Source organism: Saccharibacillus endophyticus, from assembly GCF_013185185.1.
GTDB classification, from domain to species: Bacteria; Bacillota; Bacilli; order Paenibacillales; family Paenibacillaceae; genus Saccharibacillus; species Saccharibacillus endophyticus.
In genome coordinates this window covers 1-23,048 of record NZ_JAAZWE010000003.1, presented here as the reverse complement: position 1 = coordinate 23,048, position 23,048 = coordinate 1, and the positions used below count along the sequence as shown (strand labels likewise).

At 53.8% G+C, this 23,048-nt stretch carries 20 protein-coding genes, 16 tRNA genes and 1 rRNA gene; 2 read left to right on the top strand and 35 right to left on the bottom strand.

The features are described 5' to 3' along the window. Positions 1-87: 87 nt before the first annotated feature. The 8 genes from HRQ63_RS11430 to HRQ63_RS11395 all read right to left on the bottom strand — a co-directional run bounded on the left by HRQ63_RS11430 (position 88) and on the right by HRQ63_RS11395 (position 6,952). Positions 88-1,863 (bottom strand): sugar-binding protein, encoded by a 1,776-nt coding sequence (locus tag HRQ63_RS11430; RefSeq protein WP_172243575.1) that lies wholly within the window; start codon positions 1,861-1,863, stop codon positions 88-90. Between the two features lie 209 nt (positions 1,864-2,072). Further along, positions 2,073-2,723: a response regulator gene (locus HRQ63_RS11425; protein ID WP_172243572.1), complete on the bottom strand. Its 651-nt coding sequence runs from the start codon at positions 2,721-2,723 to the stop codon at positions 2,073-2,075. Positions 2,724-2,725: 2 nt separating this feature from the next. Beyond that, on the bottom strand, positions 2,726-3,793 hold the full coding sequence (locus tag HRQ63_RS11420) for a sensor histidine kinase (RefSeq protein ID WP_172243569.1): 1,068 nt from the start codon (positions 3,791-3,793) through the stop codon (positions 2,726-2,728). Positions 3,794-3,827: 34 nt separating this feature from the next. Next, positions 3,828-4,475, bottom strand: a complete 648-nt coding sequence (gene liaF, locus HRQ63_RS11415; protein WP_172243566.1) for a cell wall-active antibiotics response protein LiaF — start codon at positions 4,473-4,475, stop codon at positions 3,828-3,830. 152 nt (positions 4,476-4,627) lie between these two features. Next, positions 4,628-5,350 (bottom strand): PspA/IM30 family protein, encoded by a 723-nt coding sequence (locus HRQ63_RS11410; protein ID WP_037291299.1) that lies wholly within the window; start codon positions 5,348-5,350, stop codon positions 4,628-4,630. Between the two features lies 1 nt (position 5,351). Beyond that, positions 5,352-5,882 (bottom strand): PspC domain-containing protein, encoded by a 531-nt coding sequence (locus tag HRQ63_RS11405; protein ID WP_172243563.1) that lies wholly within the window; start codon positions 5,880-5,882, stop codon positions 5,352-5,354. Positions 5,883-5,888: 6 nt separating this feature from the next. Beyond that, positions 5,889-6,560, bottom strand: coding sequence for a PspA/IM30 family protein (locus HRQ63_RS11400; RefSeq protein ID WP_037291305.1), 672 nt, complete (start codon positions 6,558-6,560; stop codon positions 5,889-5,891). A gap of 77 nt (positions 6,561-6,637) precedes the next feature. Continuing rightward, positions 6,638-6,952, bottom strand: a complete 315-nt coding sequence (locus tag HRQ63_RS11395) for a hypothetical protein (RefSeq protein WP_172243560.1) — start codon at positions 6,950-6,952, stop codon at positions 6,638-6,640. A 365-nt stretch (positions 6,953-7,317) separates the two neighbouring features. Between HRQ63_RS11395 and mprF the strand changes: the two genes are divergently transcribed. Then, positions 7,318-10,143 carry a bifunctional lysylphosphatidylglycerol flippase/synthetase MprF gene (mprF, locus tag HRQ63_RS11390; protein ID WP_172243557.1) on the top strand — a complete coding sequence of 942 codons (2,826 nt, stop codon included), beginning with the start codon at positions 7,318-7,320 and terminating at the stop codon, positions 10,141-10,143. 264 nt (positions 10,144-10,407) lie between these two features. Here the strand turns inward: mprF and HRQ63_RS11385 are convergent, their stop codons facing one another. The 4 genes from HRQ63_RS11385 to HRQ63_RS11370 all read right to left on the bottom strand — a co-directional run bounded on the left by HRQ63_RS11385 (position 10,408) and on the right by HRQ63_RS11370 (position 14,710). After that, complete coding sequence (locus HRQ63_RS11385; protein ID WP_172243554.1) at positions 10,408-11,430, bottom strand: Gfo/Idh/MocA family protein; 1,023 nt, start codon at positions 11,428-11,430, stop codon at positions 10,408-10,410. A gap of 52 nt (positions 11,431-11,482) precedes the next feature. Then, a complete protein-coding gene (locus HRQ63_RS11380) occupies positions 11,483-12,598 on the bottom strand; it encodes a Gfo/Idh/MocA family protein (RefSeq protein WP_172243551.1) in 1,116 nt (371 codons plus the stop codon). A gap of 73 nt (positions 12,599-12,671) precedes the next feature. Continuing rightward, positions 12,672-13,451, bottom strand: a complete 780-nt coding sequence (locus HRQ63_RS11375; protein WP_172243548.1) for a sugar phosphate isomerase/epimerase family protein — start codon at positions 13,449-13,451, stop codon at positions 12,672-12,674. A 71-nt stretch (positions 13,452-13,522) separates the two neighbouring features. After that, a complete protein-coding gene (locus tag HRQ63_RS11370) occupies positions 13,523-14,710 on the bottom strand; it encodes a Gfo/Idh/MocA family protein (RefSeq protein ID WP_172243545.1) in 1,188 nt (395 codons plus the stop codon). A 183-nt stretch (positions 14,711-14,893) separates the two neighbouring features. On the opposite strand from HRQ63_RS11370, the gene HRQ63_RS11365 reads away from it, so the two are divergent. Continuing rightward, positions 14,894-15,796, top strand: a complete 903-nt coding sequence (locus tag HRQ63_RS11365) for an AraC family transcriptional regulator (protein ID WP_308809919.1) — start codon at positions 14,894-14,896, stop codon at positions 15,794-15,796. 157 nt (positions 15,797-15,953) lie between these two features. Here the strand turns inward: HRQ63_RS11365 and HRQ63_RS11360 are convergent, their stop codons facing one another. The 23 genes from HRQ63_RS11360 to HRQ63_RS11250 all read right to left on the bottom strand — a co-directional run. Beyond that, a complete protein-coding gene (locus HRQ63_RS11360; protein WP_172243542.1) occupies positions 15,954-16,817 on the bottom strand; it encodes an SDR family oxidoreductase in 864 nt (287 codons plus the stop codon). 21 nt (positions 16,818-16,838) lie between these two features. Next, complete coding sequence (locus tag HRQ63_RS11355; protein ID WP_172243539.1) at positions 16,839-17,900, bottom strand: mannonate dehydratase; 1,062 nt, start codon at positions 17,898-17,900, stop codon at positions 16,839-16,841. 76 nt (positions 17,901-17,976) lie between these two features. After that, entirely contained in the window at positions 17,977-19,287 is a 1,311-nt protein-coding gene (locus tag HRQ63_RS11350) for an alpha/beta hydrolase family protein (RefSeq protein ID WP_172243536.1), read from the bottom strand. A 138-nt stretch (positions 19,288-19,425) separates the two neighbouring features. Further along, on the bottom strand, positions 19,426-19,854 hold the full coding sequence (locus tag HRQ63_RS11345; protein WP_172243533.1) for a DUF3021 family protein: 429 nt from the start codon (positions 19,852-19,854) through the stop codon (positions 19,426-19,428). 14 nt (positions 19,855-19,868) lie between these two features. After that, a complete protein-coding gene (locus HRQ63_RS11340) occupies positions 19,869-20,258 on the bottom strand; it encodes a LytTR family DNA-binding domain-containing protein (protein ID WP_216673923.1) in 390 nt (129 codons plus the stop codon). Positions 20,259-20,340: 82 nt separating this feature from the next. After that, positions 20,341-21,000, bottom strand: a complete 660-nt coding sequence (locus tag HRQ63_RS11335) for a GntR family transcriptional regulator (RefSeq protein ID WP_172243530.1) — start codon at positions 20,998-21,000, stop codon at positions 20,341-20,343. Positions 21,001-21,112: 112 nt separating this feature from the next. Further along, positions 21,113-21,193, bottom strand: a tRNA-Leu gene (locus tag HRQ63_RS11330). Positions 21,194-21,209: 16 nt separating this feature from the next. Further along, positions 21,210-21,286, bottom strand: a tRNA-Arg gene (locus HRQ63_RS11325). Between the two features lie 30 nt (positions 21,287-21,316). After that, positions 21,317-21,390, bottom strand: a tRNA-Cys gene (locus HRQ63_RS11320). Between the two features lie 10 nt (positions 21,391-21,400). Continuing rightward, positions 21,401-21,475, bottom strand: a tRNA-Gly gene (locus tag HRQ63_RS11315). Positions 21,476-21,494: 19 nt separating this feature from the next. After that, positions 21,495-21,569: transfer RNA gene (locus HRQ63_RS11310), tRNA-Gln, on the bottom strand. Positions 21,570-21,579: 10 nt separating this feature from the next. Further along, a tRNA-His gene (locus tag HRQ63_RS11305) sits at positions 21,580-21,652 on the bottom strand. Positions 21,653-21,693: 41 nt separating this feature from the next. Then, positions 21,694-21,767: transfer RNA gene (locus tag HRQ63_RS11300), tRNA-Trp, on the bottom strand. Positions 21,768-21,772: 5 nt separating this feature from the next. After that, a tRNA-Tyr gene (locus HRQ63_RS11295) sits at positions 21,773-21,857 on the bottom strand. 12 nt (positions 21,858-21,869) lie between these two features. Further along, a tRNA-Thr gene (locus HRQ63_RS11290) sits at positions 21,870-21,945 on the bottom strand. A 35-nt stretch (positions 21,946-21,980) separates the two neighbouring features. After that, a tRNA-Phe gene (locus HRQ63_RS11285) sits at positions 21,981-22,056 on the bottom strand. Positions 22,057-22,108: 52 nt separating this feature from the next. Then, a tRNA-Asp gene (locus tag HRQ63_RS11280) sits at positions 22,109-22,184 on the bottom strand. 19 nt (positions 22,185-22,203) lie between these two features. Then, positions 22,204-22,277 (bottom strand) — tRNA-Met (locus HRQ63_RS11275). Between the two features lie 19 nt (positions 22,278-22,296). Beyond that, positions 22,297-22,372, bottom strand: a tRNA-Val gene (locus HRQ63_RS11270). An 84-nt stretch (positions 22,373-22,456) separates the two neighbouring features. Then, positions 22,457-22,528 (bottom strand) — tRNA-Glu (locus tag HRQ63_RS11265). A 16-nt stretch (positions 22,529-22,544) separates the two neighbouring features. Further along, positions 22,545-22,635: transfer RNA gene (locus HRQ63_RS11260), tRNA-Ser, on the bottom strand. A gap of 3 nt (positions 22,636-22,638) precedes the next feature. Beyond that, a tRNA-Asn gene (locus tag HRQ63_RS11255) sits at positions 22,639-22,714 on the bottom strand. 211 nt (positions 22,715-22,925) lie between these two features. Continuing rightward, positions 22,926-23,048 (bottom strand): 23S ribosomal RNA (locus HRQ63_RS11250); the annotation flags it as partial.

Here is a 23,048-nt window from a genome sequence, read left to right as displayed (position 1 = left end):
TTTCATTAATATTTGCGTACACCAAAAAGGTACACAAAAAGGCCGGCTAAATCAAGCCGACCTTGCGAAAAATTCAGGATAGCGTTTTCAATTTTCCAGCGTTACTTCGCCGTATACTCGCGTATCCGCCCAGTACGGAAGGTTTTTGTCCACCCAGCTTAAATACGTATCGCGCCGCCCGTCCCCGTTGGAATCGTCGTTCGCGCTGGCGTTGAATCCGATCACGTCGCCCGCCTGCGGAACAAGTGCCGTATAAGGAACCGCGAACTCTGCCGTATAGCCGCTCTCGCGTTGCATCACGGCCTTCGTTACGTTGGAAAGATTAAATCCTCGCACGGCCGAAGAAAGCGCTCCGTCATAGCCGACGCGCAGCTGATAATCCCCCACGGTCCGCGTGCCGTTCTTCGCGTTCAACTCGTCTACCCACACCTCGACCGAATCGTTATGCTCGTCTGAGGCCAGCGCGTTCGGGGTCGCATCCGTCATTTCGAACAAGTAATACAGCGCGTTGTCATCCCAAGCGATTCTCACCGTCCCCGTCGTGCCGTTCGCATCCACGTTGAGCGCAAGCGGCGTCGCATTGCTCCACACGTCATCGACGAACCCATCGATGCGCGGCGTGCCTCTTGCTGCCACATAATCGTCCTCTTCCCCGCCTCCCGGCGGCGCCGAGTTCGTCACATCGCTGAACACCTGCGCCTGAGACTGATTATAGAACGGGAAGCCGCCTGCTCCCTGAACCTTGTTGCCCGAAAAATTCAACTGCCCGATCACCGTTTTCAAAATATGCATACCGTGATTGGTCGGGTTGACGATCTCGTTGCGGGCAAAGAACGCCTGAATGCTCGCCGAACCCAGAATCAGAATCCCGCTGTCCGCCGAGTCCGTAATCGTATTTTGCTCAAAAGTCGCGTTCACGATACTCGGTTCTTTATAAGTCGCCTGAAGGCGAATTCCTCCTTTTTCCGGAATGGCCGCATTGCGGCTGTCGCGCAGGATCGTGTTGCGCACGACTTGAAGATTGCGCACCTCGTACGTCTGGTAGCTGCCTTCCGACGCGATGAATACGCCCGCTCCGCCTGTATCCGCAATCCTGTTTCGTTCGATGGAAATGTTCGTACCGCCCGATACCGTGATGCCGCGCGCATGACCACCGGCTACATCGTTATTCGCGATCTTCACATTGTTGACCCAAGTCCCGTTTTTCTCATAGGATACGACGGCGATCATGTCGTCTCCCGTATCGCGCACCGTATTCTCCTCGATGCGAATGTTTGCCGATCCGCCCGTCATATGAATACCGTCAGCCAGCGTATCGCGAACATCGTTGCGAACAATCGCTCCGTTTATGCCGTATCCGATAATGCCCGCCGACGAACCACCCACGATGAACGTATCCGCAATCGTAAAGTCTGCCGCCCCAGGCATAATATGAACCCGTGCCGACACGGACGTGGATAAACGCGTAGTCACCGGAACAGTCGTAAGCTTCACCTGGCTCAACCCGCTGCCGTTTCCGGCCAACTGAACAGCCTGGCGCTGCTGGTTCGTGCTATGCAGCACAGAGATTTCGCCTTCGCCAACCATATCCACTCCATCCAGAACGATCGCATCGTCATAGAAAAAAGTTCCCGCCGGCACGTACACGTTTTTGTTCGAAGCCTTGGCGGCAGCTACCGCTTGGCGAATCGCATTCAGATCATCGATTCCATCATCGGGTACAGCTCCGTAATCGGCAATCGAGACAACGCGCGACGACGCTTGAACGGCGGAAGACGGGAACGATACGGCAGCAGGCACAGCAAGAACGGAAGACATCAGCAGACAGGTTAGGACGTGCCTTCTCTTTTTCGTGATGAACATGACACAATCTCCCCTTTCGGATCTTTATATTTAAGCGCTTACAAATTATAATCCGCAAAGCTTGCCGTTCGATCAGAATGACATAATGTGTTATTCAGTAAAAATTCGAAACACCGATATTCCGAGCCAACATCGATGCATCAATAAAAAAACCGCATCGGATTTATGCTCCGTGCGGTCTATGTCGGGTGTGAACGAATGCTCGGTTTTTATTGGGCCAATCCGTTTTTATACGCGTAAATGGCGGCTTGCGTCCGGTCTTCCACTTCCAGCTTGGACAACAGGTTCGTCACATGGAACTTGACCGTCTTGATGCCGATCACCAGTTCGTCCGCGATTTCCTGATTCGACTTGCCTTGAGCCACGTAACGAAGCACTTCCATTTCCCGATCCGTGAGATCATCGTGCAGCGCCCTGGCAGGCGGAGGAGTACGGAAACGATCCATCATTTTGGCGGCGACCTGCGATTCGAGCACGGACTGTCCGCGGACAGCCGCACGAATCGCGTCGGCCACCTCGTTTGCCCGAGACGTTTTCAGCAGATAACTGAACGCTCCGGCTTCGATGACCGGATACATTTTCTCGTCATCCAAATAACTCGTCAGCACGATCACTTTGCAGTCCGGACAATTTTTCAATACCTCGCGCGTCGCTTCGATTCCGTCCATGCCGTCCATCACGAGGTCCATAAGCACGACATCCGGGTTGTACTGCTGCGCCATCCGTACGCCTTCTTCGCCGCCGCTCGCCTCGCCGACAACCTCGATTCCGTCTTCGGTATCGAGCACGGCAGCCAGCCCGATGCGGACCATCTCATGGTCGTCGACGAGCAGCACGGTAATCTGTTGTTCCAATTCCATGACTATTCCTCGCTCCCTCTTTGTCCTCCGTCTACCAACGGCACGTTCAGTTCGATACGCGTCCCTTTGCCGGGTGCGGTTATGTAACGAATCGAACCGCCGATCTCGCTGACCCGTTCCTGCATCAGCGACAAGCCGTAAGACGCCTGCTTTTTCTCGTCCAGCTCGAAGCCTACGCCGTTATCCTTCAGCGACATTCGCAATGCATCGCTCCGGCGGACGATCATGATTTCCATCTTGTCCGCTTTCGAGTGGCGCAGCGTGTTCGATAAAGCTTCCTGCACGATACGGAACAGATGGTTTTCGATGCCTTTGACCAATTCGAGTCCGGCATCCATATCGAGCGTGATCTCCATCGGAACCTTCGCCTGAATCTCGCGCACCAACTCGCTCAATCCTTGATATAGCGGTTTGCCTTCCAAATAAACGGGACGAAGATGCAGCAAAAGCGCCCGCATTTCCGACTGCGCGACCGACGCCATTTCCTCGATCAGCTCAACCTGGCGCCTTGCCCGCGCCAAATCTTTTTCGAACGTACGCCCCACCGCCGTTGCCGTCATCGAGATCGCGAACAACTGCTGCGACACCGCATCGTGCAATTCGCGCGCAAGACGCTGCCGCTCCTCCACGATGGCCGACACCCGAGCCTGCTCCGCCAATTGCGCGTTATGCGTCGACAAGCGCTGAAGCGAGCTGACCTGCTCTTCCCACTTTTTGCCGACGCGGTCCAACTGTTCCGCCAGACCGTCCAACTCGCCGCCGGCCGGCCAGGCCGTGCGTGCAGGATTTCCTTTTTCCCACAGCAGCAATGTATCTTGAATCCGGTCGAACTGAATCTTGCTTTGCATGGCGCGATAAAGCCCATATAACGCACCGACGGCAATGCAGACGGTAAGCACGGTTAACCCCGCGCGGATCTTGAGCGGCCATGCGTCCGGTACGTTCAACAGTCCATACGAGTACAACACGTACATCGCCGACAGCAGCACGATCAGCGACAGCAGCATCCCCGAACCGATTCCCCGCACGATCGTATTCGATTTTCGAATTTTCTTCGGTTCATTCGCCATGCTTGCTCACCGTCTCCCCGTTCGCCTGAAGCTGCTAATTAATCCGAATATTCACATCGCCTGCGGCATAGGCCATAACGACTCTGACCTTCTGCTCGCTATACGCATAGCCCGGCGAACGCCAGACGAATTTGTTCAACATTCCGCTGTGCGCTTTCCCTTCGAAACTCACTTTGCCATAACCCACGAAGATATCCAATTCTACTCCGTATTCCTCCGGGAAGGTCAGGTCGGCATCGCAGATCACGCCCTGCAAATGAATCACCGTATCCGGCTCGGTCGGCAGCGCCAGCGAGAAATCGCAGTTGACGTCGCCGAACAAGTTCCACAGACTGATCGGTTCGGGAACCCAAGGCTCGCGTTCGCGGTTCAACTGCGAAACAAATTCCTGACGCCGTACGTATTCGCGGCCTCTATGCAGTTCTCTGGCTCGGGCGTAAAAGACGCCGACCGAGATCAGAATGCCGCCGAGCACGAGAATGATATGGTCGAGCAGCAGCAGCCCGGCGCCTACGGCGAGACACTTATAACCGAACGACACCCGATTGGCTCTCATCGTATAAATACCGTAACACAGCACGAGGAGAGCGACCATCGAGAGCGGGGTAACCCACTTGCCAAGCAACATGATTGCGCCTACGACGATCAATACGATCGCCCATGTTTTTTTCCGAGTTTGCATGTCGCTCCTCCTCCTGCCGTGTTCCCAAGCGTAGCAAAAGCCATAACGGTACGCATTCGTACCGCATGGCTTCTTCGCTTTTGCTTATCATTCGCTTTATTCTATCACAACTCCGGCCGGCTGTGTGGCTATTCCGGCCGCCGCTGCCGTTCTTACTGCTCGTCGCCTTTTGTCAGGGAAGGAGCGCTTTGGCCGCCGTTCAGCTTGTTCTTCAGTGCGTTCAGTTGCTCATCGACCTGAAGCTGCTTTTGCGCGTCGACAGGGCTGATGTAAGCGGATGTGCGGTTCAGGCCGCCACCGCCGTAAGGCGTGCGCAGAACATCGGCTTCGGCTTCCATTTGCATGATTTTTTCTTCCATCCGGCGGAAGCCCGACGAAGAGCTGCCTTTGTCGATCGCGTAGACCGGATTGACCTGTGCCATTTGCTTTTTGGCTTTCGCCATTTGAGCGCGGGCAACGAGTTCGTTGCGCTTGTTGCGCATTTGGTAGAACTCGTCTTTCATCTCGTGCAGCTGACGCATCAGGTCAGAGACTTGAACTTCGGCTTGGCCGTGCAGGTCTTGGTACTCCGTGATTCTTTGGTCGAAGTAGATTTTCTCTTCCAGCAGCTTGCGTGCCGCTTCCTCCTGATTGTTGGTCAGCGCTGCCGTCGCTTGCGATTCGCGTTGATCGGACATGCGGAACGCTTCTTCCAGACGCTGCTTCATGCGGCGTTCGTTCGCCATTTGCTTCGCTACCGTCACTTCGGCCTGGTGAATCTCCTCTTCCATGTCGCGCAGGTATTGGTTGAGCATGACTACCGGATCTTCAACCTTATCCAACATTTCATTTACCGATGCCTTCGTCATATCGCGCAGTCTTTTGAATACTCCCATTTTATAAATCCCCTTTCTGGTTCTCGTTTTCGTATTTGGAAAGCTTGCTTTTCAGTTCTTCGACTTCTTTTTTGAGTGCTTTCTTTTCGATGTCTTCCATCATGGCGTCGATTCCGGAATCCGGCATATCGCGCTTTTGCAGATTGGCGCGAGCGGGTTGCGGACGATTCGGAGGAAAAGGACGTTCAAACTCCCGTTCCTGGCCCAGCGGTCTCGGCGAACGCGGGTCATGAGGTCCGTTGAAGCGCGAACCGTGAGGCTCGCGTTCATAGGCGTTATCCGGACGATACGGGTCGCGATAAGCATCGCGGCCGTACGCGTCGGGTCCGTACGGGTAGTACGGCGGCGTCGGTTCCTTCGGAATCACGAGCGAAGCGATAAAGTAGATCGGCAGCATCGCTCCGCTGGTCAGCGGGATGGCGACAAGGAACAGAATACGGAGCAGCGTGGGATTCACGCCGAATTCGTGCGCGATTCCGCCGCAGAGTCCGGTGAGCATTCGGTCCTGGGTCGAGCGGTACAATCTTTGCATCCTCGCTTACTCCTTTCCTTCGCCCCGTTTCAATTTTTCCTTCAGGCGGGCCATTTCCTCTTCAAGCAGATTGCCGACTTCGCCGATCTGTCTCGAGGCCTCCTGACCCAGCTTCCGGATATCGCGCAGGCTGTAAGTTTCGTATTCGATCGAGGACATTTGGTCGTCCAGCCGGTCGAACATTTTCGGTACGTCCGAGTTGTAACCGCCGGTGCGGCGGTTCAGGCGCTGCTGCAAACGAAGCGTCTCCATCCGGGCGTAGTAATATTGTCGTTTGTTATAAACGGTCTGATATTCGTTTCTAAGTACATTGAGCTGCTCGCCCAGTTCTTTGAGCGTATCTTGGCTTTGCTCCCACAGTTCCAGATACTGACGTTCCTTTTCCTCGTACAGCATTTTTTCCTGCAAGGCCAGCTTCGCGATCGATTCCTCGTCCGCCTTAAGCGCCAGCACGGCTTGCTCCTCGCGCTTCTCGCGCATGGACGTTGCATGGTCGACCTGCTGACGGAGCTGCTTGCTGTGGTGCGCGCATTGATCGTACAAGCGCTGTACCTCGCCGATCTCCTGTCTTGTCTCCACCAGGAACTGATCAATGATCCGCACCGGGTCTTGGCTTTCTTCAAGCTTATCGTTAAGAGTGGCCAGTGTAATGTCTCTCATTCTTTTGAACATGCTCATTCGGCGTTTCTCCCTCCTCCGCATGGTTTGCGTTGATGCAAGATGTTTCCGGGAACTTCCGATCCGGTTTTCGGAGGTTAGCCTCCGAAGCCGCGTCGGCCGTTCATGCGTTCATTGCGCTTGCTGACGATCCAGAAGATACCTGCCGCGATCAACGCGATCCCGAGCAGCGGGCCGATCAGCCAAGACAATTTCGACAGCAGCATCAATCCTCCGACGATTAACAGCGACCAGCCCAGAAATGTTTTCCCTGTCTTGACTCCGTAATAACCGAGCGCGAAGATCGCGGCTGCGAACAAGAGTCCTACGAAGCTTCCGAACTTTCCGAACAGAATCAGCGCTCCCAGTACCACAAGTACGATAGCCGGGATATTAAGTTTCATGCTTCTCATTAACTTTTCACCGCCTTTCCTGAATCAATTTCCTTATGCCTTTATTCTAGAGGTTCCCGCCTTTTCGCAACACGGCCTGCGGGCGGTTTTTGAACCTGGACCTGAGGCGGGGGTCTATCTGGACCTTGGAGCGTATAGAAAGTCGGAACGGGGTAAAAGGCAGGGAAGCCTTCTGCGCGAAGCTTCATTGTATAGTCGGCGTACAGTCGATATATTAAGGAAGAGCTTCTTTGTTCCCGTGCTTTAGAAAAGGTTACAAAGATGTTCGGTTCGAAAAAAGGGGTTTTCATGTTAAGATTTATTGAACGTATACCGATGGAAATAACTGTATGAGTTTAATTCCTTCTAAAATTGTAGGTGAATTCATGAATCGTACGAAAGCTTTACTGGAACGACTGCAAATCCTGCGATTGTTCGCTTTCCTTTATCGGATGAAGATCGTTCGGCTGCTGATTCCGGTCGCCGTGATCGCCTTCGTCTATTTTCAAAGCGAAGGCGAACTTCGCAAACTGAATTTCTCCCGGATCCTGTTCGATATTCGATCCATGCCATCCTGGGACATCGTGCAGATCTTGGCGCTCTCGCTTGTGGCGGTATCCGTCATGAGCACTTACGATTTCCTGATTTGTCGTCATTTTCGGCTGAACGTGACCAAGTGGGCCGCGTTCCGCTATGGTTGGATCTCCAATACCTTCAATAACTTCCTGGGATTTGCCGGCTTTACCGGTGCGGGCGTTCGCGCTTTGCTGTACCGCAACAGCGGCATTACGCTGGGGCAGATCACGCCGGCCATCGTGTTCTTGTCCCCGACGATGGTGACGGGCCTTTCCGTGCTGGGATGGGCAGGCATTGTCGGGATACTGCCGATCGGCTCCATGCTGACGGAGCATCGTTGGTTGATCTACGCGGTATGGGGCATGGCTCTTTATCTGCCGATCTTTTTGATCATGCAGCGCTCCAAGCTGTTCGCCAAGCATTTCCACAAGGAAGGCCAAGGGACGCGGCTTCCGTGGAGCATTATCGGAAGCTCGGTCATGGCTTCCGTATTGGAATGGTTTTTCGCGGGTCTGACCTTCTGGTTGATCTGCTCCAAATTCCTGCACGGCATGCCGCTGGGCCAAGCGCTCGCCATTTACAGCGTAGCGGCCATCGCCGGCATCGTCAGCTTCGCGCCGGGCGGAATCGGAGCCTTCGACATCACGGCGCTGCTCGGATTGCAATTGGCAGGCGTCAAGCCGGAGACGGCGCTTGCGACCATCGTGCTGTTCCGCGTCTTTTATTTCATTATTCCGTGGCTGATGGCGCTGGTCATGACCGCCTTCGAACTTCTTCCGGGCCGCCGTAAAGCAATCCGGAAAGAAACGGCGGCCGGCGAGTCCGGATCGGATGCTTTGCCGGGCGCTCTTTCCAAGGCGGACCCTGAAGAGCTCGACCGGCAAAACGCGGGCGTGGCGGCTTACTGGCAGCGTTTCTGGAATTGGCCCGGACAGTTCGGATTCCTGAGCGATATGGGCATATGGGCGCTCGGCAAGCTGGTGCTCGTCTGCGGCCTGATCCTGCTGCTGTCGGCGGCGACGCCGGGCCTGCTGGATCGCGTACACTTCATGGCCCGATTCCTGTCGACGCCGATCATGAAGCTGTCGCAGCAAATCTCGGTCGTGATCGGCTTTATGCTGATTATCTTGTCAAGCGGGATCTCGCTTCGTTTGCGCCGCGCGCATCGGTTGACGTCGCTTCTGCTCGTCGCCGGCGCGATCTTTACCTTCTTCAAAGCTTTCGACTACGAAGAAGCGTTGGTACTGTTGACCGTAGCACTGTTGTTATGGATCTCCCGCGCCCGCTTTTACCGTTCCGGCGCCACATTATCCCGCAAAAGAATCTGGATCTGGTTCGGATTCACGTTAGTATTGGCCGGACTGTATTACCTGATCGGCACTTCGTCCCGTCCCCGCTTCCTGCATAATCTGCCTGCCGGATTCCGTCCGGAATGGATCATGCAGCCGAGCGAATACGGCGCGATGGCGGTCAGCGGAATCGTCGGCGCCTGGATTTTGTTCTCGATTCTAGTGCTGCTTCGCCCGAAACGCCAAGAAGCCGATCTGCCGTGCGGGGACGAATTGAAGCGTTTGGACGACTTTTTGCAAAAAGAAGAAGGCAACCTGCTTACCCACATGCTTTATCTCGGCGACAAGCAGTTCTACTGGGCTCAGGACGGAAAAGTATTGATTCCGTATTCCCGTTCGCGCGATAAACTCGTCGTTCTCGGCGATCCGCTCGGACCGAAAAAACTGATCGGCGATGCCATCGAGGAATTTCAAGCGTTCTCGGATCGATATGCCTTGGCCGTCGTGTTCTATCAAGCATCGCCGGATTATCTGTCGATCTACCATGAGAAGGGCTACCGTTTCTTCAAACTCGGCGAGGAAGCCTTGATCAATCTGGAAACTTTCACGTTCTCGGGCAAAAAGATGACGGCATTCCGCACGGCGAAAAACCGCTTCGAGCGGGACGGCTATATCTTCTCGGTTGATTCGTCTCCTTACGATTCCGCATTGATTGAAGAATTGCGCGAAATCTCGACGATCTGGCTGGGCGACCGCAAGGAAAAAGGCTTCTCGCTCGGTTGGTTCGACGAGTCGTACATTCAACGTTCGCCGCTCGCGCTGCTTCGCGATCCGGAAGGCCGAATCGTTGCCTTCGCGACGCTGGCCCCGGCTTATGACGGAGGACGCACCATTTCCGTCGATCTGATGCGTCATTTGCCGAATACGCCGAACGGAACGATGGACCTGCTTTTCGCGCGATTAATCGAGTGGGCCCAGGAGCAAGGTTATCAAACATTCAATCTTGGGATGGCCCCGCTCTCAAGCGTAGGCAAAAGCCGCAGTTCGCTGCGCGAAGAGAAGCTGGCCAATCTGGTCTTCCGTTACGGAGGTCATTTCTACGGATTCGAAGGACTGCGCCGTTATAAGGAAAAGTTTTTCCCGGAATGGCAGTCCCGCTACTTGGCTTACCCGGCCTCCGTCTCGCTTCCGGTTCTGCTCGTCGATCTGGTCGTGCTGGTATCCCGCAAACCGAAAAGCCGCGACCACAACCTGGACACGTTGGAAATCGGCGAATCCATGCCGGTGGGCGGCAGCCAAACGGAAAGCAAGTCGGCACCTTCTTCCAATCGCGAAGGCACAGACTAAGATCTGACAATCCTTCTTGCATAAAGCCACTTCAAGCCCGTACGGGTTCGAAGTGGTTTTTTGGCTAGAGCGTGCACGCCTCGGAGTTGGTTTTGTCGAATTCTTCCCAGGCATGCTTCCACTTTCCCGCAATCGCCGACATTTAAGCACAATAAAAAAAGCAGCGCTTTACGGGATTCTTCCCTGTAAAGCGCTGCTTTTATTTGTTCGCGCACATTCCCATAGAGATGCTCCCCGGGTTCAATCGCTCATGCATCATTGGTATTATCGCACGGGTACCACAGTCCCCTTGCTGCGCGATGCCTCATAAATACCATGAACGAGACTTAATGCCCGGCTGCCTTCCTCAGCATCAATCCAGAAGTGCTGTCCTTCCTGGATATGTCGGTAAAAGTCCCGGATCAACAGCCCATGACTCACTCCCCAATACGATTTGGCGCCGGTAGCCGTCTGCGAAGGGTGGCATAATTCAGTCTCTTCGCCATCTTGCAGCAGGAACACGCAATCGCGGCGTTGAAGAAGCGTACCTCGTTCGAAAATCAATTCCAATTCGACCGGACTGTTCGTCAGATACGCATTGGTTCCGTAAAATAAAGCCCGCGCGCCGCCGGAAAAATCGATGCAGGCATGCGCCGTATCCTCTACTTCGATCACGTCGCCCAATGCGTCCGTCGTTACGCTGCCCGTAATGCGCCGCACATCGCCGCCCGCGAACCACTGCAGTAAATCCAACGTATGGATCGTTTGGTTGATCAGCACTCCTCCGCCCTCCGTCTCCCAACGGCCGCGCCAGGAACTATCCGTATAATATTCCGGCGGTCGGGACCAGGTCACCATGCCTTTCAAGCAGAGCAGCCGACCCAATTGACCGGATTGAATCCGTTCATGAATGAGCCTGGAACTTTCGTTGTACCGATTTTGAAAAACGACGCCCAGTTGAGCGCTGCTTTTGGCCGCGGCAGCCCGAACCGATGCTGCCGCTTCCGGCGTATGCGCTACGGGCTTCTCCGTCAGTACATGCTTGCCCGCCGCGAGCAGCTCTTCGATCATCGGCGCATGCAGATGATGCGGCGTGCAGACATGCACGACTTGAATATCCGGACGCCGCAAAACGTCACTGTAGTCGCTTCCGGCTTCGCAGCCGTAAATCTCGGCTTCCCGGCGAGCTTTCTCCGGGTCGCTGTCCACGACAAGACGCAGCTCTGCTTCCTCCATCTCGTTCAGAACCCGAGCATGCTGAGCGAAGATCGTTCCGCAGCCGATGACGGCCGCACCTATTTTCCCCATAAGTCGCACCTTCCGTCTTGAACTTAAGCTTTACCCTTCTTGACATTAAAGCTTAAAAACCCCGTCCTTCCGCCGCAGGCTTGCGCAGCGTATCCGGCGTCGTATTAAGCGCCTGGTCCTGCGCCTCCAGACAAAGCCGTGCCGCCGTGAAAGCATGCTCCTGCGTCATCGCGTTCTCGGTCCGATTCAGGCAGTCCAGGATCAGCTGCCCGAAGAACGGGCAGCCGACCTTGCCGGATACCTGCTCGTAATGCTCGCCTTCCCGATCGACCCAAAACACGTGGTCGCCCGAATCGGATCTCGCCACGTCCGTATACTTGCGCAGCTCGATATACCCTTCCGTGCCCAGGATCACGGTCCGGCCGTCGCCCCAGGTGCCGAGTCCGGCGGGCGTCAGCCAATCGACGCGGAAATACTGCGTCGCTCCGTTATCCCCGACTAGCGTCGCGTCGCCGAAATCTTCCAGTTCGGGATACTCCGGGCTATGGTAATTGCCCACTTTACTGTGCAGCACCTTCGCGCTTTTGCAGCCTGCATAATGCAGGAACTGCTCGATCTGATGGCTGCCGATATCGCACAGGATGCCGCCGTAATCGTCGCGCCGGAAAAACCAATCCGGCCGCCCCGCCGCATTCAGCCGATGCGGCCCGGTGCCCATGACTTGCACGACCCGGCCGATCGCGCCCTGCCGAATCAATTGATCCGCGTACACCGCGCTTTCCACATGCAGCCGCTCGCTGTAATACACCATGTATTTGCGGCTCGTGCGCGCCGCGCACTCTTCCGCTTCGTCAAGCTGCGCCAGCGTGGTGAACGGCGCCTTATCCGTGAAATAGTCTTTGCCGCTCTCCATCACTTGGACGCCGAGCGGTCCCCGCTTGGCCGGAATCGCCGCCGAAGCGACCAATTTCACTTCCGGATCGGCCAAGATCTCTTCCAGCGAACCCGCTGCTTTTGCGCCCGGGAACATCGAAATAAACGTCTCGACCTTGGCTTCGTCCGGATCGTACACCCACTTGACCGTACCGCCCGCTTCCGTCAGTCCGTTGCACATCCCGTAAATATGCCCGTGATCGAGCGCCGCCGCCGCGAATATGAATTCTCCCGGTCCTACAACAGGCTTCGCTTCGTGCTTCGGCGCGTAATTCATTCCGTCGCTTCGTCCCATGCCGCTATCCATCCTCCCATCTTCTTTTCACGCTTCCGCGCTTCGCCTCTGCCCAACATCGCCTTGCAAAGCCCTACAGCGTCTTCTCCCGTTGAAGCAGCCCGTGCAGATAGTCCAGGCTCATTTTGGCGCTTTCGAACGGATCGCGGCGGCACACGTCCTGCTCCACCACGTACCATTCCACATTTGTTGCTCGACACGCTTCGATGATCGCCGGGATGTTCATATTGCCGTGACCCACTTCCGCGAAAACGGCCTGTCCGTCCACGATCTCCATGTCTTTCAGGTGCACGACCTGCATCCGCCCTTTCACCTTGTGCGCCCACTGCGCCGGATCGCCGCCGCCCGCCTGCACCCAGTACATGTCCAGCTCGAAGCCGAAGGCTTCCGGATCGCTTTCTTCCAGCAGAATATCCATCGCCGTGCGCCCGTCGTATTTTTCGAACTCCAATTGGTGATTGTGGTAAACGAATTGCAGATCCTGCTGCTTCAACTTACGTCCGATCTCCGAAGCTTCCCGCGCGAACGCCCGATAGCTGTCGGCGCTTTCGCGAAATGTCTCCGGCGCCATGCCCAGGCCCACATACTTGCAATCCCACAGCTTATGCTGCTCGATCACCGCGTCCAGGTCATCTTTCAACCGATCATACGGAATATGCGTCGCGCAGATGGTCAGATCGTTTTGGATCGCCAGTTCTTTGACCTTGCGCGGTTCGATCGGCCCGATCCCCGATACTTGAACCGCGTCATAACCCATCTTTTTCAATTTGGAAAACGTGTCCGCCAATCCCTTCTCGTCTTTCGCCTGCTCGCGAAACGTATACATCTGCGCCGCGATCGTCGATCTTTTCATCTTTTTTCCGCCTCCCCGTTTTCGTTGTCAGCTTACACTATCCGCCCGGTGCGTCAGTCGTGCGTCAGCGCTCAATGCGTTCCCGATACGTTGAGCGTCGCTTCCGTGCCCGTCTTTTTCACGAACGTCGACTGCTTGATTCGTTCATTCAGCTTTTCCAAATAGGCTTCTTCGTCGATCGGAAGCTCTACCCAACCGTCCGTCCAGCTCGACAGATGCATCGCGTTCGACAGCATTAGTCCGTGAATGCCTTCTTTGCCCGGCGCGATCAACGGCTCCCGATGCAAAACGGCATTCGTGAAGTTGCGCAAAATGCCTTCGTGCTGCCCGCCGCTTCCGTTTTCGACCGGGATCTCGCATTTCCAGCATTCCGGCTGCCCGAATCCGCCTTTGTACGTCGCGTTGAATTCCGGTTCCGGCGTGCGCAATCTCCAAAAGGTCAGCTTGTCGTCTTCGACCACGATCTTCCCGTTGTCGCCCGAAATCTCGAACCGGTTGGTGCCCGGCGCTTCGCCCACCGTCGTCACGAACAGGCCCGTCGCCCCGTTCTCGTATTCCACGTAAGCGGTCACGTCGTCTTCCACCTCGATATTGCGCGTTTTCCCGAAGCTGCAAAAAGCGCGTATCCGCTTCGGCATCATGCCCGTCGTCCACTGCCACAGATCAAGCTGATGCGGGTCCTGATTCAGCAGCACGCCGCCGCCTTCGCCTTCCCAAGTCGCGCGCCAACCGCCGGAATCGTAATAGCTCTGCGAACGGTACCAGTTGGTGATGATCCAATTCGTCCGCCGGATCTCGCCCAGTTCGCCGGATAGGATCAAATCCCGCAGCTTGCGGTACAGCGGATTCGTGCGTTGATTGTACATGATGCCGAATACCAGACCCGATTCCGCCGCTTTGGCGGCCGCTTCGTTCATCTGCCGCACGGCTTTCGTGTATACGCCCGCCGGCTTTTCGATCAGCACGTGCAGTCCGTATTGAAACGCTTCCATAGCTAAAGTCGGGTGATCGTAGTGCGGCGTCGCGATCAGCACGGCATCCACTTCTCCCGACCGCATCAGCTCTTTGGGATCGGCGTAACGCTTCACCTGCTCCGGCAGCGCCCCCGCCGCCCAGTCCAGGCGTTCTTGACGCACGTCGCTGACCGCCGTCAACGTCGCCCCCGCGATGTTGTCGATCAGGCTTTTGGCGTGCGAGCTTCCCATATTGCCGATTCCGATGATACCGAAACGTACTTTTTTCCCTGTATTCGTCTCCATTGTATCCCTCCGTCGCTTGCGGGCTTCGATAACGCGCCCGGGCTTCATACATGTAGAGAATACCTCACCTCCCTGCCGAAAGACATGAATAGGATTAAGAACTTTTTGTCTAAAACTAAGGTGTTTTCGCCAAATAGGTGTATACTGCGAATAAAGAACGTTTACGAAAAGCGAGGGTCAAACATGCAAAAAAAACGTGCGAACGTTCATCGTTCCGACATGCCCGATTCGAAGCCGGCTTCTCCGCGCCAGGCTCCGTCTTCTTTTCATATCGACACGGCCGACCGTCTGATGGAAAACCTGACCGTCCACGTTTCCCATGCTTTTTATCGCGCCGGGTATTACGGTTGGAACGCGCCCGAGGAAAAGCCGTCGTTCAACCGCCTGTATTACGTAACGGAAGGCGAAGGCGCGGTGACGCTGGACGGCGTTCGTTACGAACCGCATGCCGGTCAGTTGTTCATTATGCCGGCAGGAGCCGTCCAAACGCGCTTTACTCCGCCCGAGCATCCGTATTCCCGCTATTTCTGCCACTTCGACGCCCGCATCGGCGATTGGCCGCTTTTTCAAGCAGGCTCTGCCTTCCAGATCACGGACGTGACCGAACCCGCAAAGATCGAAGCCTTATTTGTTGAAATGATCGAACAATCCGAACGTCCCGGCCCTTTTGCCGCTCTGCGCGTCAAAGCCTGCCTGCTTCAACTTCTGGCCTACTGTCTGGAAAAAGGGGAACATACCGGTTTCATGGACCGATTCATGCAGGGCAGCGAACGGGAAAAGCTGGCACGCGTGCTGCACTACGTCGACGAACGGCTTGCCGAAACGCTGGAGATCGAAACGCTGGCCGAACTGGTCCACCTGCATCCGAATTATTTTATTCCTTATTTTAAAAAACAAATGGGCATCACCCCGATGAATTACGTCCAGCAAAAACGAATACAGCTGGCTCGCAGACTGCTGACGTCGACCGATACCGGAATTTCTTCGATCGCGGAACGCGTCGGCATGGACGCCGCCCACTTTTCCCGCACCTTCAAAAAAGCGACCGGAGTCTCTCCCAGCGCTTATCGCAATAGTACGAGATAGAGCAGCAGTCAGCGAGTACCTGGTCAACGCTAAAGATGCGAGTAGAATTCGTTCGCGCGCCTTCCCCGGCACTGTTTGTCGTCACGCCAAGAACCCGCGATACCGATAACGGTCGCGGGTTCCTTTGCTGCTTCTGTCTCATTCTTGTCTTGGTCGTTTATACCCCCGAATACGCGGAAAAAGCTCCGTCTACCGGGATGACCACGCCGTTCACGAATCCAGACGCTTCCTCGCTCACCAGGTACAGCAGCGTCCCGACCAGCTCGCGGGCTTCGCCGAAACGCCCCATAGGCGTGCTGTTCAGAATTTTCGCCGAACGCTCCGTCAGGGTACCGTCTTCGTTTTTGAGCAGCTTCTCGTTTTGCGCAGTCAGGAAAAAGCCGGGCGCGATCGCGTTGACCCGTATGCCCGCTTTGGAAAAATAGACGGCCAACCACTGGGTGAAGTTGCTGACCGCCGCTTTGGCACCGCTGTATGCCGGAATCTTGGTCAGAGGCGTGTACGCGTTCATCGAAGAAATATTGACGATCGTCGAACCCTCGCGTCCGACCATATCGGCAGCAAACTCCTGACAAGGCAGCAGCGTACCGAGGAAATTCACGTCCATGACGAACTTTAATCCTTCCGTGTCCAGATCGAAAAAGCTTCGCTCGGCGCCGCCGCTTTTATCCTCAGACTCCGAAGGCATCCAGTACTCCCCGGTCGTCGTCGCCTGCGGATGGTTGCCGCCGGCTCCGTTGATCAAAATATCGCAAGGACCCAGCTCGCTCCGTATACGCTCGTGTGCCTGTTTCAGCGCCGCTTTGTCCAGAACGTCCGCTGCCACGCCGATGGCCTTTCCCCCGCGCGCAATGACTTCCGCTGCCTTGGCCTCCGCTTCGCCTTGGTTACGGCTCAACACGGCCACGGATGCTCCGCACTCCGCCAACGCATCCGCGAAGCCCGAACACAGCACGCCCGTTCCTCCGGTGACGACCGCTACTTTTCCGTTCAAATCGATGTTAAACGGCAGCTTTGCCATCCTTCCTCCTCCTTTGTCCTATCAAAAATCCGCGGACGCTTTGGCTTTTTTCGTTGCTTCCGCAAGTCCGTTGATATACACCGCGCCCAACGCCCTGTCGTACAATCCATACCCCGCACGACCGGTTTCGCCCCAGATCATGCGCCCGTGGTCGGAACGGAACGGGCCGTCGAAGCCGTAATCGGTATAGGCTTTGACGATCTCGTAAAAGTCCAGCGAACCCCATTCCGACAGATGCCCCGATTCGCGGAACGACTTTTCCCCGGTAATCTTCACGTTGCGCAGATGAGCAAAATGCACCCGATCCCGCACTCCGCCGAAGTATCGGACCATATCGACAAAATCATTGTTAGGATCGCAGCCGAGCGAGCCCGAGCATAACGTCAATCCGTGATACGGCGAGTCGTTCAGGTTCAGGAAGCGTTCCAAATTTTCTTTGTTGGTGATGATGCGCGGCAGACCGAAGATCGGCCAAGGCGGATCATCCGGATGAATCGCCATTTTGATCCCGCTCTCGGCCGCGGCCGGAATAACGCGTTGGATAAAGTAAGCCAGATGCTCCCACAGCTGCTCTTCGCCGACCTGCTCATACTGCTCCAGGATATGACCCAGTCCGCCTTCCCCGTAAGACGTATCCCAGCCGGGCAAAGCCAACTCGCCGAGCTTCGGGTCCATCCGGCGGATAATCTCTTCTTCGTAGATCAGCGTGGTCGAACCGTCCGGCAGCTCGAATTCCAGATCGGAGCGCGTCCAGTCGAATACCGGCATGAAATTATAGCAAACCACCGGAATCCCGGCCTGCCCCAGGTTGCTCAGCGTCTGCGCATAGTTCTCGATATACCGATCGCGCGTCGGCAGACCCAGTTTGATATCCTCATGCACGGGAACGCTCTCAATCACGGACAGCTTAAGCCCTACGCCTTCTACTCGTTCCTTCAAAGCCTGAATCTTGTCCAGCGGCCAAACCTCTCCGACAGACACGTCGTAAATGGCACTGACAATCCCTTTCATGCCCGGAATCTGCGCGATATACTCCAGCTTGACCGGATCGTCTTCGCCGTACCAACGAAACGTCATTTCCATTCGGCCTCACTCCTTTGTTTTAATGTTCATACTGGCATACTAGCATGCCAGTATGAACGATGCAAGATTTGCATGTTCAATAAGTCTTTCGAGGATCGAATGGTCCTTGTTGTTTTAATGCGTAATCGAAAAACTGAAGGATCAATTCATTTTGAGTCTCGATCACTGTATATTTATCGATATCCGCCCGGCCGCCCTGCAGCATATTAGCGAGGAAAGGCGAATACAACGGCAGATCGGTCAGACTTAAATGCTTGGCTCCTTCAAAATGAACGGTATACGCATCTGCGAAAGCAGGATTCGAAATCCGATTCGCGACATACGCCGAACTGTTGTCAAGCTGTACCCACACATCATCCGAATACACGTTTAGAAGAGGAATCGTATAAGGTTCGGACTTAGCGACTAGATCATCGGCAGCCGGATCATATCGGATCTCGCTGAAAAACGGAGCGTCTATATTGACCGCAGCACCGATATCGTAACGTTCGCGACTTAACCCTACGCTTGCCGCACCGCCCATGGAATGACCGAACACCCCTATTTTTTGCGTATCGATACGTCCGTAGATCGGATCTGATTTTTGCTCGGCCTGTTCCAAAACCGTATCGATCACGAAATTCATATCGTCGGTTCGTAATTTGATCCATTTTTGCGTAAGTTCGAAAAATTCTTCGAGCGAATACGCGCCTTCTCGATTAGCTTCATTAACTTCTCGCATATATTGCGGGTTGATCGTCACGACTTCTCCGCTATCGGAAACGGTATAAAACGAGTGGTAGGGATGATCGATCGAAACTACCACATAACCGTGACTTGCGAGCTCGGTGAAAGTCGAATCATTGCTTGTTTTAATACCGAAGGCTCCGTGCGAGAAAACCAATAACGGATATGTATCGTTCGCGTTCGCAAGCTCGGGATACCAGAATTCCACGTTAACCGACCGCTGCTTTTCTTCATCCGCGAATTCTTCGGTACGATCGAGGTCGATGTACGTATAGGTAGCCGTGTTCACGGGATAAGGTCCGGTCGCTTGAGGCGATCTGTGCTGCGGAAAAAGCAAAACAGGAATAAGCGTAACAAACACGGCAAAGGCTAATAGAACGGATTTTAGCAGTGCAGAAAAAACGTTGCGAGGGTAAGCGGATATACGTTTACGCAGCAGAATGACGATTTCTTTTACAGCCAAGATCAACAGCAAGCCTGCAAACAATCCCCAAGCGGCATGCCACACGATCACCTTGCTTACGACCAGCACAGCAAATCCTAAAAACATGGAAATTCTTGTCCAACTTTTGATCCTGCTGCGGTTATTTCGAGTGATCAGGGCATACACGGCAAGGGTCAGCTCGATCGTTAGTGCAACTCCAAGTATGAATAATTCCATAAGACTTCCCAGCTCCTCCGGCTTTTTATGCATTCATCATAAAAAACGGCGGAAGCGATGTATACGGATAAGCAATAAGCTGTAGCTGAGAGACGATAAGTTGCAAAAAATCATCCGAAAGCTCTGCTTCACTCTATGTCATGGCTTATTTTTAAACATTCGGAGTCTGTCGTTGATCTGTTGAGCTTCCTTTTGGTCATTCCGATAAGATAACAAACGAACGATGAGGTATACAACCGCGATCTGTACAACCAGCAACAAGATCGCGAACATGCTTTGAACCAAATTAAGCAGAAGTGCCAAAGAAACCAGAAGCACTTCAAGCACGAAAAAATGGACGATGACCCGGATCCGCATTTTTCTTTCACTCGCGGCATGAGGCGTATATAAAATAATCCCGGTCAAAGCCCCTACAAAAGAAAAAGCCATAATCGTAAAGATTGCCTGTAATTCAAAGCTTGCATCGGGTACGTAAATTTGCCGCAGCACGGTGATGATGATCATGATCGAGGCAAAGATGATTAAAAAACTTCTCAGAATTTCTTTCGTCAGCTCGGAAACTTTCATGGACGTCCTCCTTTTCATAACCCGAGCCTTTGTTTAAGCACGGGTACATACTGTCTCGATATGACCACCTTTTCTCCGTTCTCCAACAAGGCCTGAAAACGACCGCTGATCGAAGGATGCACGCTAACAATCTTGGCGATATTTAAAAGGGTAGACTTTGAAGCGCGAAAATAAGGGTTACCTTTGCAAAGCTCCTCCAGCTCGTACAGCTTTTGTTTGACCTCATGCACGCTATTTTCACCGTATGCGAATACTTTTCCGTCGACCGCTTCGAAATAGTAAAGATCGCTTAATTTAATTCGGCTGATCCGGTCTTCGCGATAACCCAATACGATGAGCTCCCGGGCTTTCAATTGGCTGACCAGCTCGTGGGTCTCGTCGTCCACCGCATGGCAACGGATCAAAATCTCTTCTTCTTGTTCCGGACCGATAACTTCAATCGAAATTTTAATAAAAACCACCCTCGAAAACCGAAATGAAAACTGATTAGACCTGTAGCTCTGTCCAGCGGCTCATAGGTTCGATGATATGACGATATACCGCTGATTCGATGTCGTCCACTCTCTGCTCGGCTATAAGCTCGATCAGGCTTCGATGCTGCTCTACAGCCCGGGTAAAGTCGTGTTCGATTTCAAACATCAGTCTCATGCGATTGTAATGCGTGCTTAAACGAGTGATCGAATCCCAGACATGCTCTTTGCCGCATCCTCGGAATAGCAGCGCGTGAAATTCGTTATCCAGTTCGTGAAACTGCGAAGCTGCACCCTGACGCTGTTGCAGGCTTTCCTGCTTCTCCACATTATGTCGAAGAGCCAGTAAATCTTCTTGCGAGAACTGCTTGCAGGCCAGCAGCAGCACTTCTTTTTCCAAAGAAAAGCGCATAAACACAGCTTCGTCAATCAATTGAGGAACAATCTTAGATATATAGGTACCGACCTGCGGAATCACGTCAACCAAATATTCTTCTTTAAGCCTGGACATGACTTCGCGCACCGGCGTGCGGGAAAGCTGAAGCGCCTCGGCCAGATCAATCTCGCTGATTGCTTTTCCCGGCTCCAGCGTCAAATTCATAATATTTTGCCTGATTACTCGATAAGCATAGTCTTTCCCGTTTTCGCCCGGCAGCCTGTTCGTACCGCTTAACATTCCGAATCCACCTTCCGTTCATTGTCTTCGTATCATTCGCTTATTTTTGCATAAACAAAAACGGCTTTGCAAGATCACTGTTAAAGTAATCTTGCAAAGCCGCTTTCTCTTATACCGGTGAAAGGACTCGAACCTTCACGGGTCTCCCCACTCGATTTTGAGTCGAGCGCGTCTGCCATTCCGCCACACCGGCACATCCAAAGTAAATATGGCGCGCCCTAAGAGATTCGAACTCCTGGCCTTTTGATTCGTAGTCAAACGCTCTATCCAGCTGAGCTAAGGGCGCAAAGTATTTCAATGAAGCAAGAAAATAAACTGGAGGCGCCACCCAGATTCGAACTGGGGGTAGAGCTTTTGCAGAGCTGTGCCTTACCACTTGGCTATGGCGCCGAAATAAAAATGGAGCGGACGACGGGAATCGAACCCGCGACCCTCGCCTTGGCAAGGCGATGCTCTACCGCTGAGCCACGTCCGCTTAAAACTTTGAAGTTATATGGCTGGGGGTATAGGATTTGAACCTATGCGTGACGGAGTCAAAGTCCGTTGCCTTACCGCTTGGCTAACCCCCAAAAAATAAAGGGCGATCGACGGGAATTGAACCCGCGAATGTCGGAGTCACAGTCCGATGCGTTAACCCCTTCGCCACGACCGCCATGTTGCAAGATGAATCTTTGGGTTAATTATGAATTTCTATGGCAGGGGCAGCAGGAATTGAACCCACACTAACGGTTTTGGAGACCGCTGTTCTACCTTTAAACTATGCCCCTATAACTGGTGGAGGCTGATGGATTCGAACCACCGAACTCAGAGAGAACAGATTTACAGTCTGCTGCGTTTGGCCACTTCGCTAAGCCTCCACAGTCAAAAAATGGTGCCGGCGAGAGGACTTGAACCCCCAACCTACTGATTACAAGTCAGTTGCTCTACCAATTGAGCTACACCGGCTTATTAATTGATTGTGAAAAGTATGAAGTTTTTGATGGTGGCTCGGGACGGAATCGAACCGCCGACACAAGGATTTTCAGTCCTTTGCTCTACCGACTGAGCTACCGAGCCTAGCAGTTTTTCCTCAGAGCCCCAATCAAGAGCACTTGCAGAAGAATGAAAATGGCGGAACCGACGGGATTTGAACCCGCGATCTCCTGCGTGACAGGCAGGCATGTTAACCCCTACACCACGGTTCCAGGCCATAAGGTGAAGCAATTGCGGGGGCAGGATTTGAACCTGCGACCTTCGGGTTATGAGCCCGACGAGCTACCGAGCTGCTCCACCCCGCGTCAGAGTGTTAAAACAATATGGTGGAGGCTGAGGGGATCGAACCCCCGACCCTCTGCTTGTAAGGCAGATGCTCTCCCAGCTGAGCTAAGCCTCCATTTCACATACGCTTACTATTATATCAGGTTAGCAGGCTTATGTCAAATGTTTTTTCATGCTTTTTTCTTCTTTAGAAGAAGAATGACCCGTAGGGGATTCGAACCCCTGTTACCTCCGTGAAAGGGAGGTGTCTTAACCCCTTGACCAACGGGCCTTACTGTAAATCTTGATGGCGGAGAGAGAGGGATTCGAACCCTCGAGACGCTTTAGACGCCTACACGATTTCCAATCGTGCTCCTTCGGCCACTCGGACACCTCTCCATATGGCTCCCCGAACAGGACTCGAACCTGTGACAACTCGATTAACAGTCGAGTGCTCTACCAACTGAGCTATCAGGGAACAAAACGCTCTATATTTGCCTCTTCGCTCCGACTTGGTTCCTTCTTTCGGATAAAATATCCTCAAGATGGGGAATCCAAAAGTCGCTCAGATTCAAATATTTCGCTAAACAGCTTAGAATACTAAGCTATCGTACAAGGCTTGCACCTTGAAAACCGGATCCGAAACGATCTCTTCGCGTCTGTTCGAAGTTGTTTTCTTCACGAAAACGTTGGATAAGCCCTCGACCGATTAGTACTGGTCAGCTCCACACATTGCTGCGCGTCCACCTCCAGCCTATCAACCTCGTCGTCTTCAAGGGGTCTTACCAATTAAGTGGGAAATCTCATCTTGA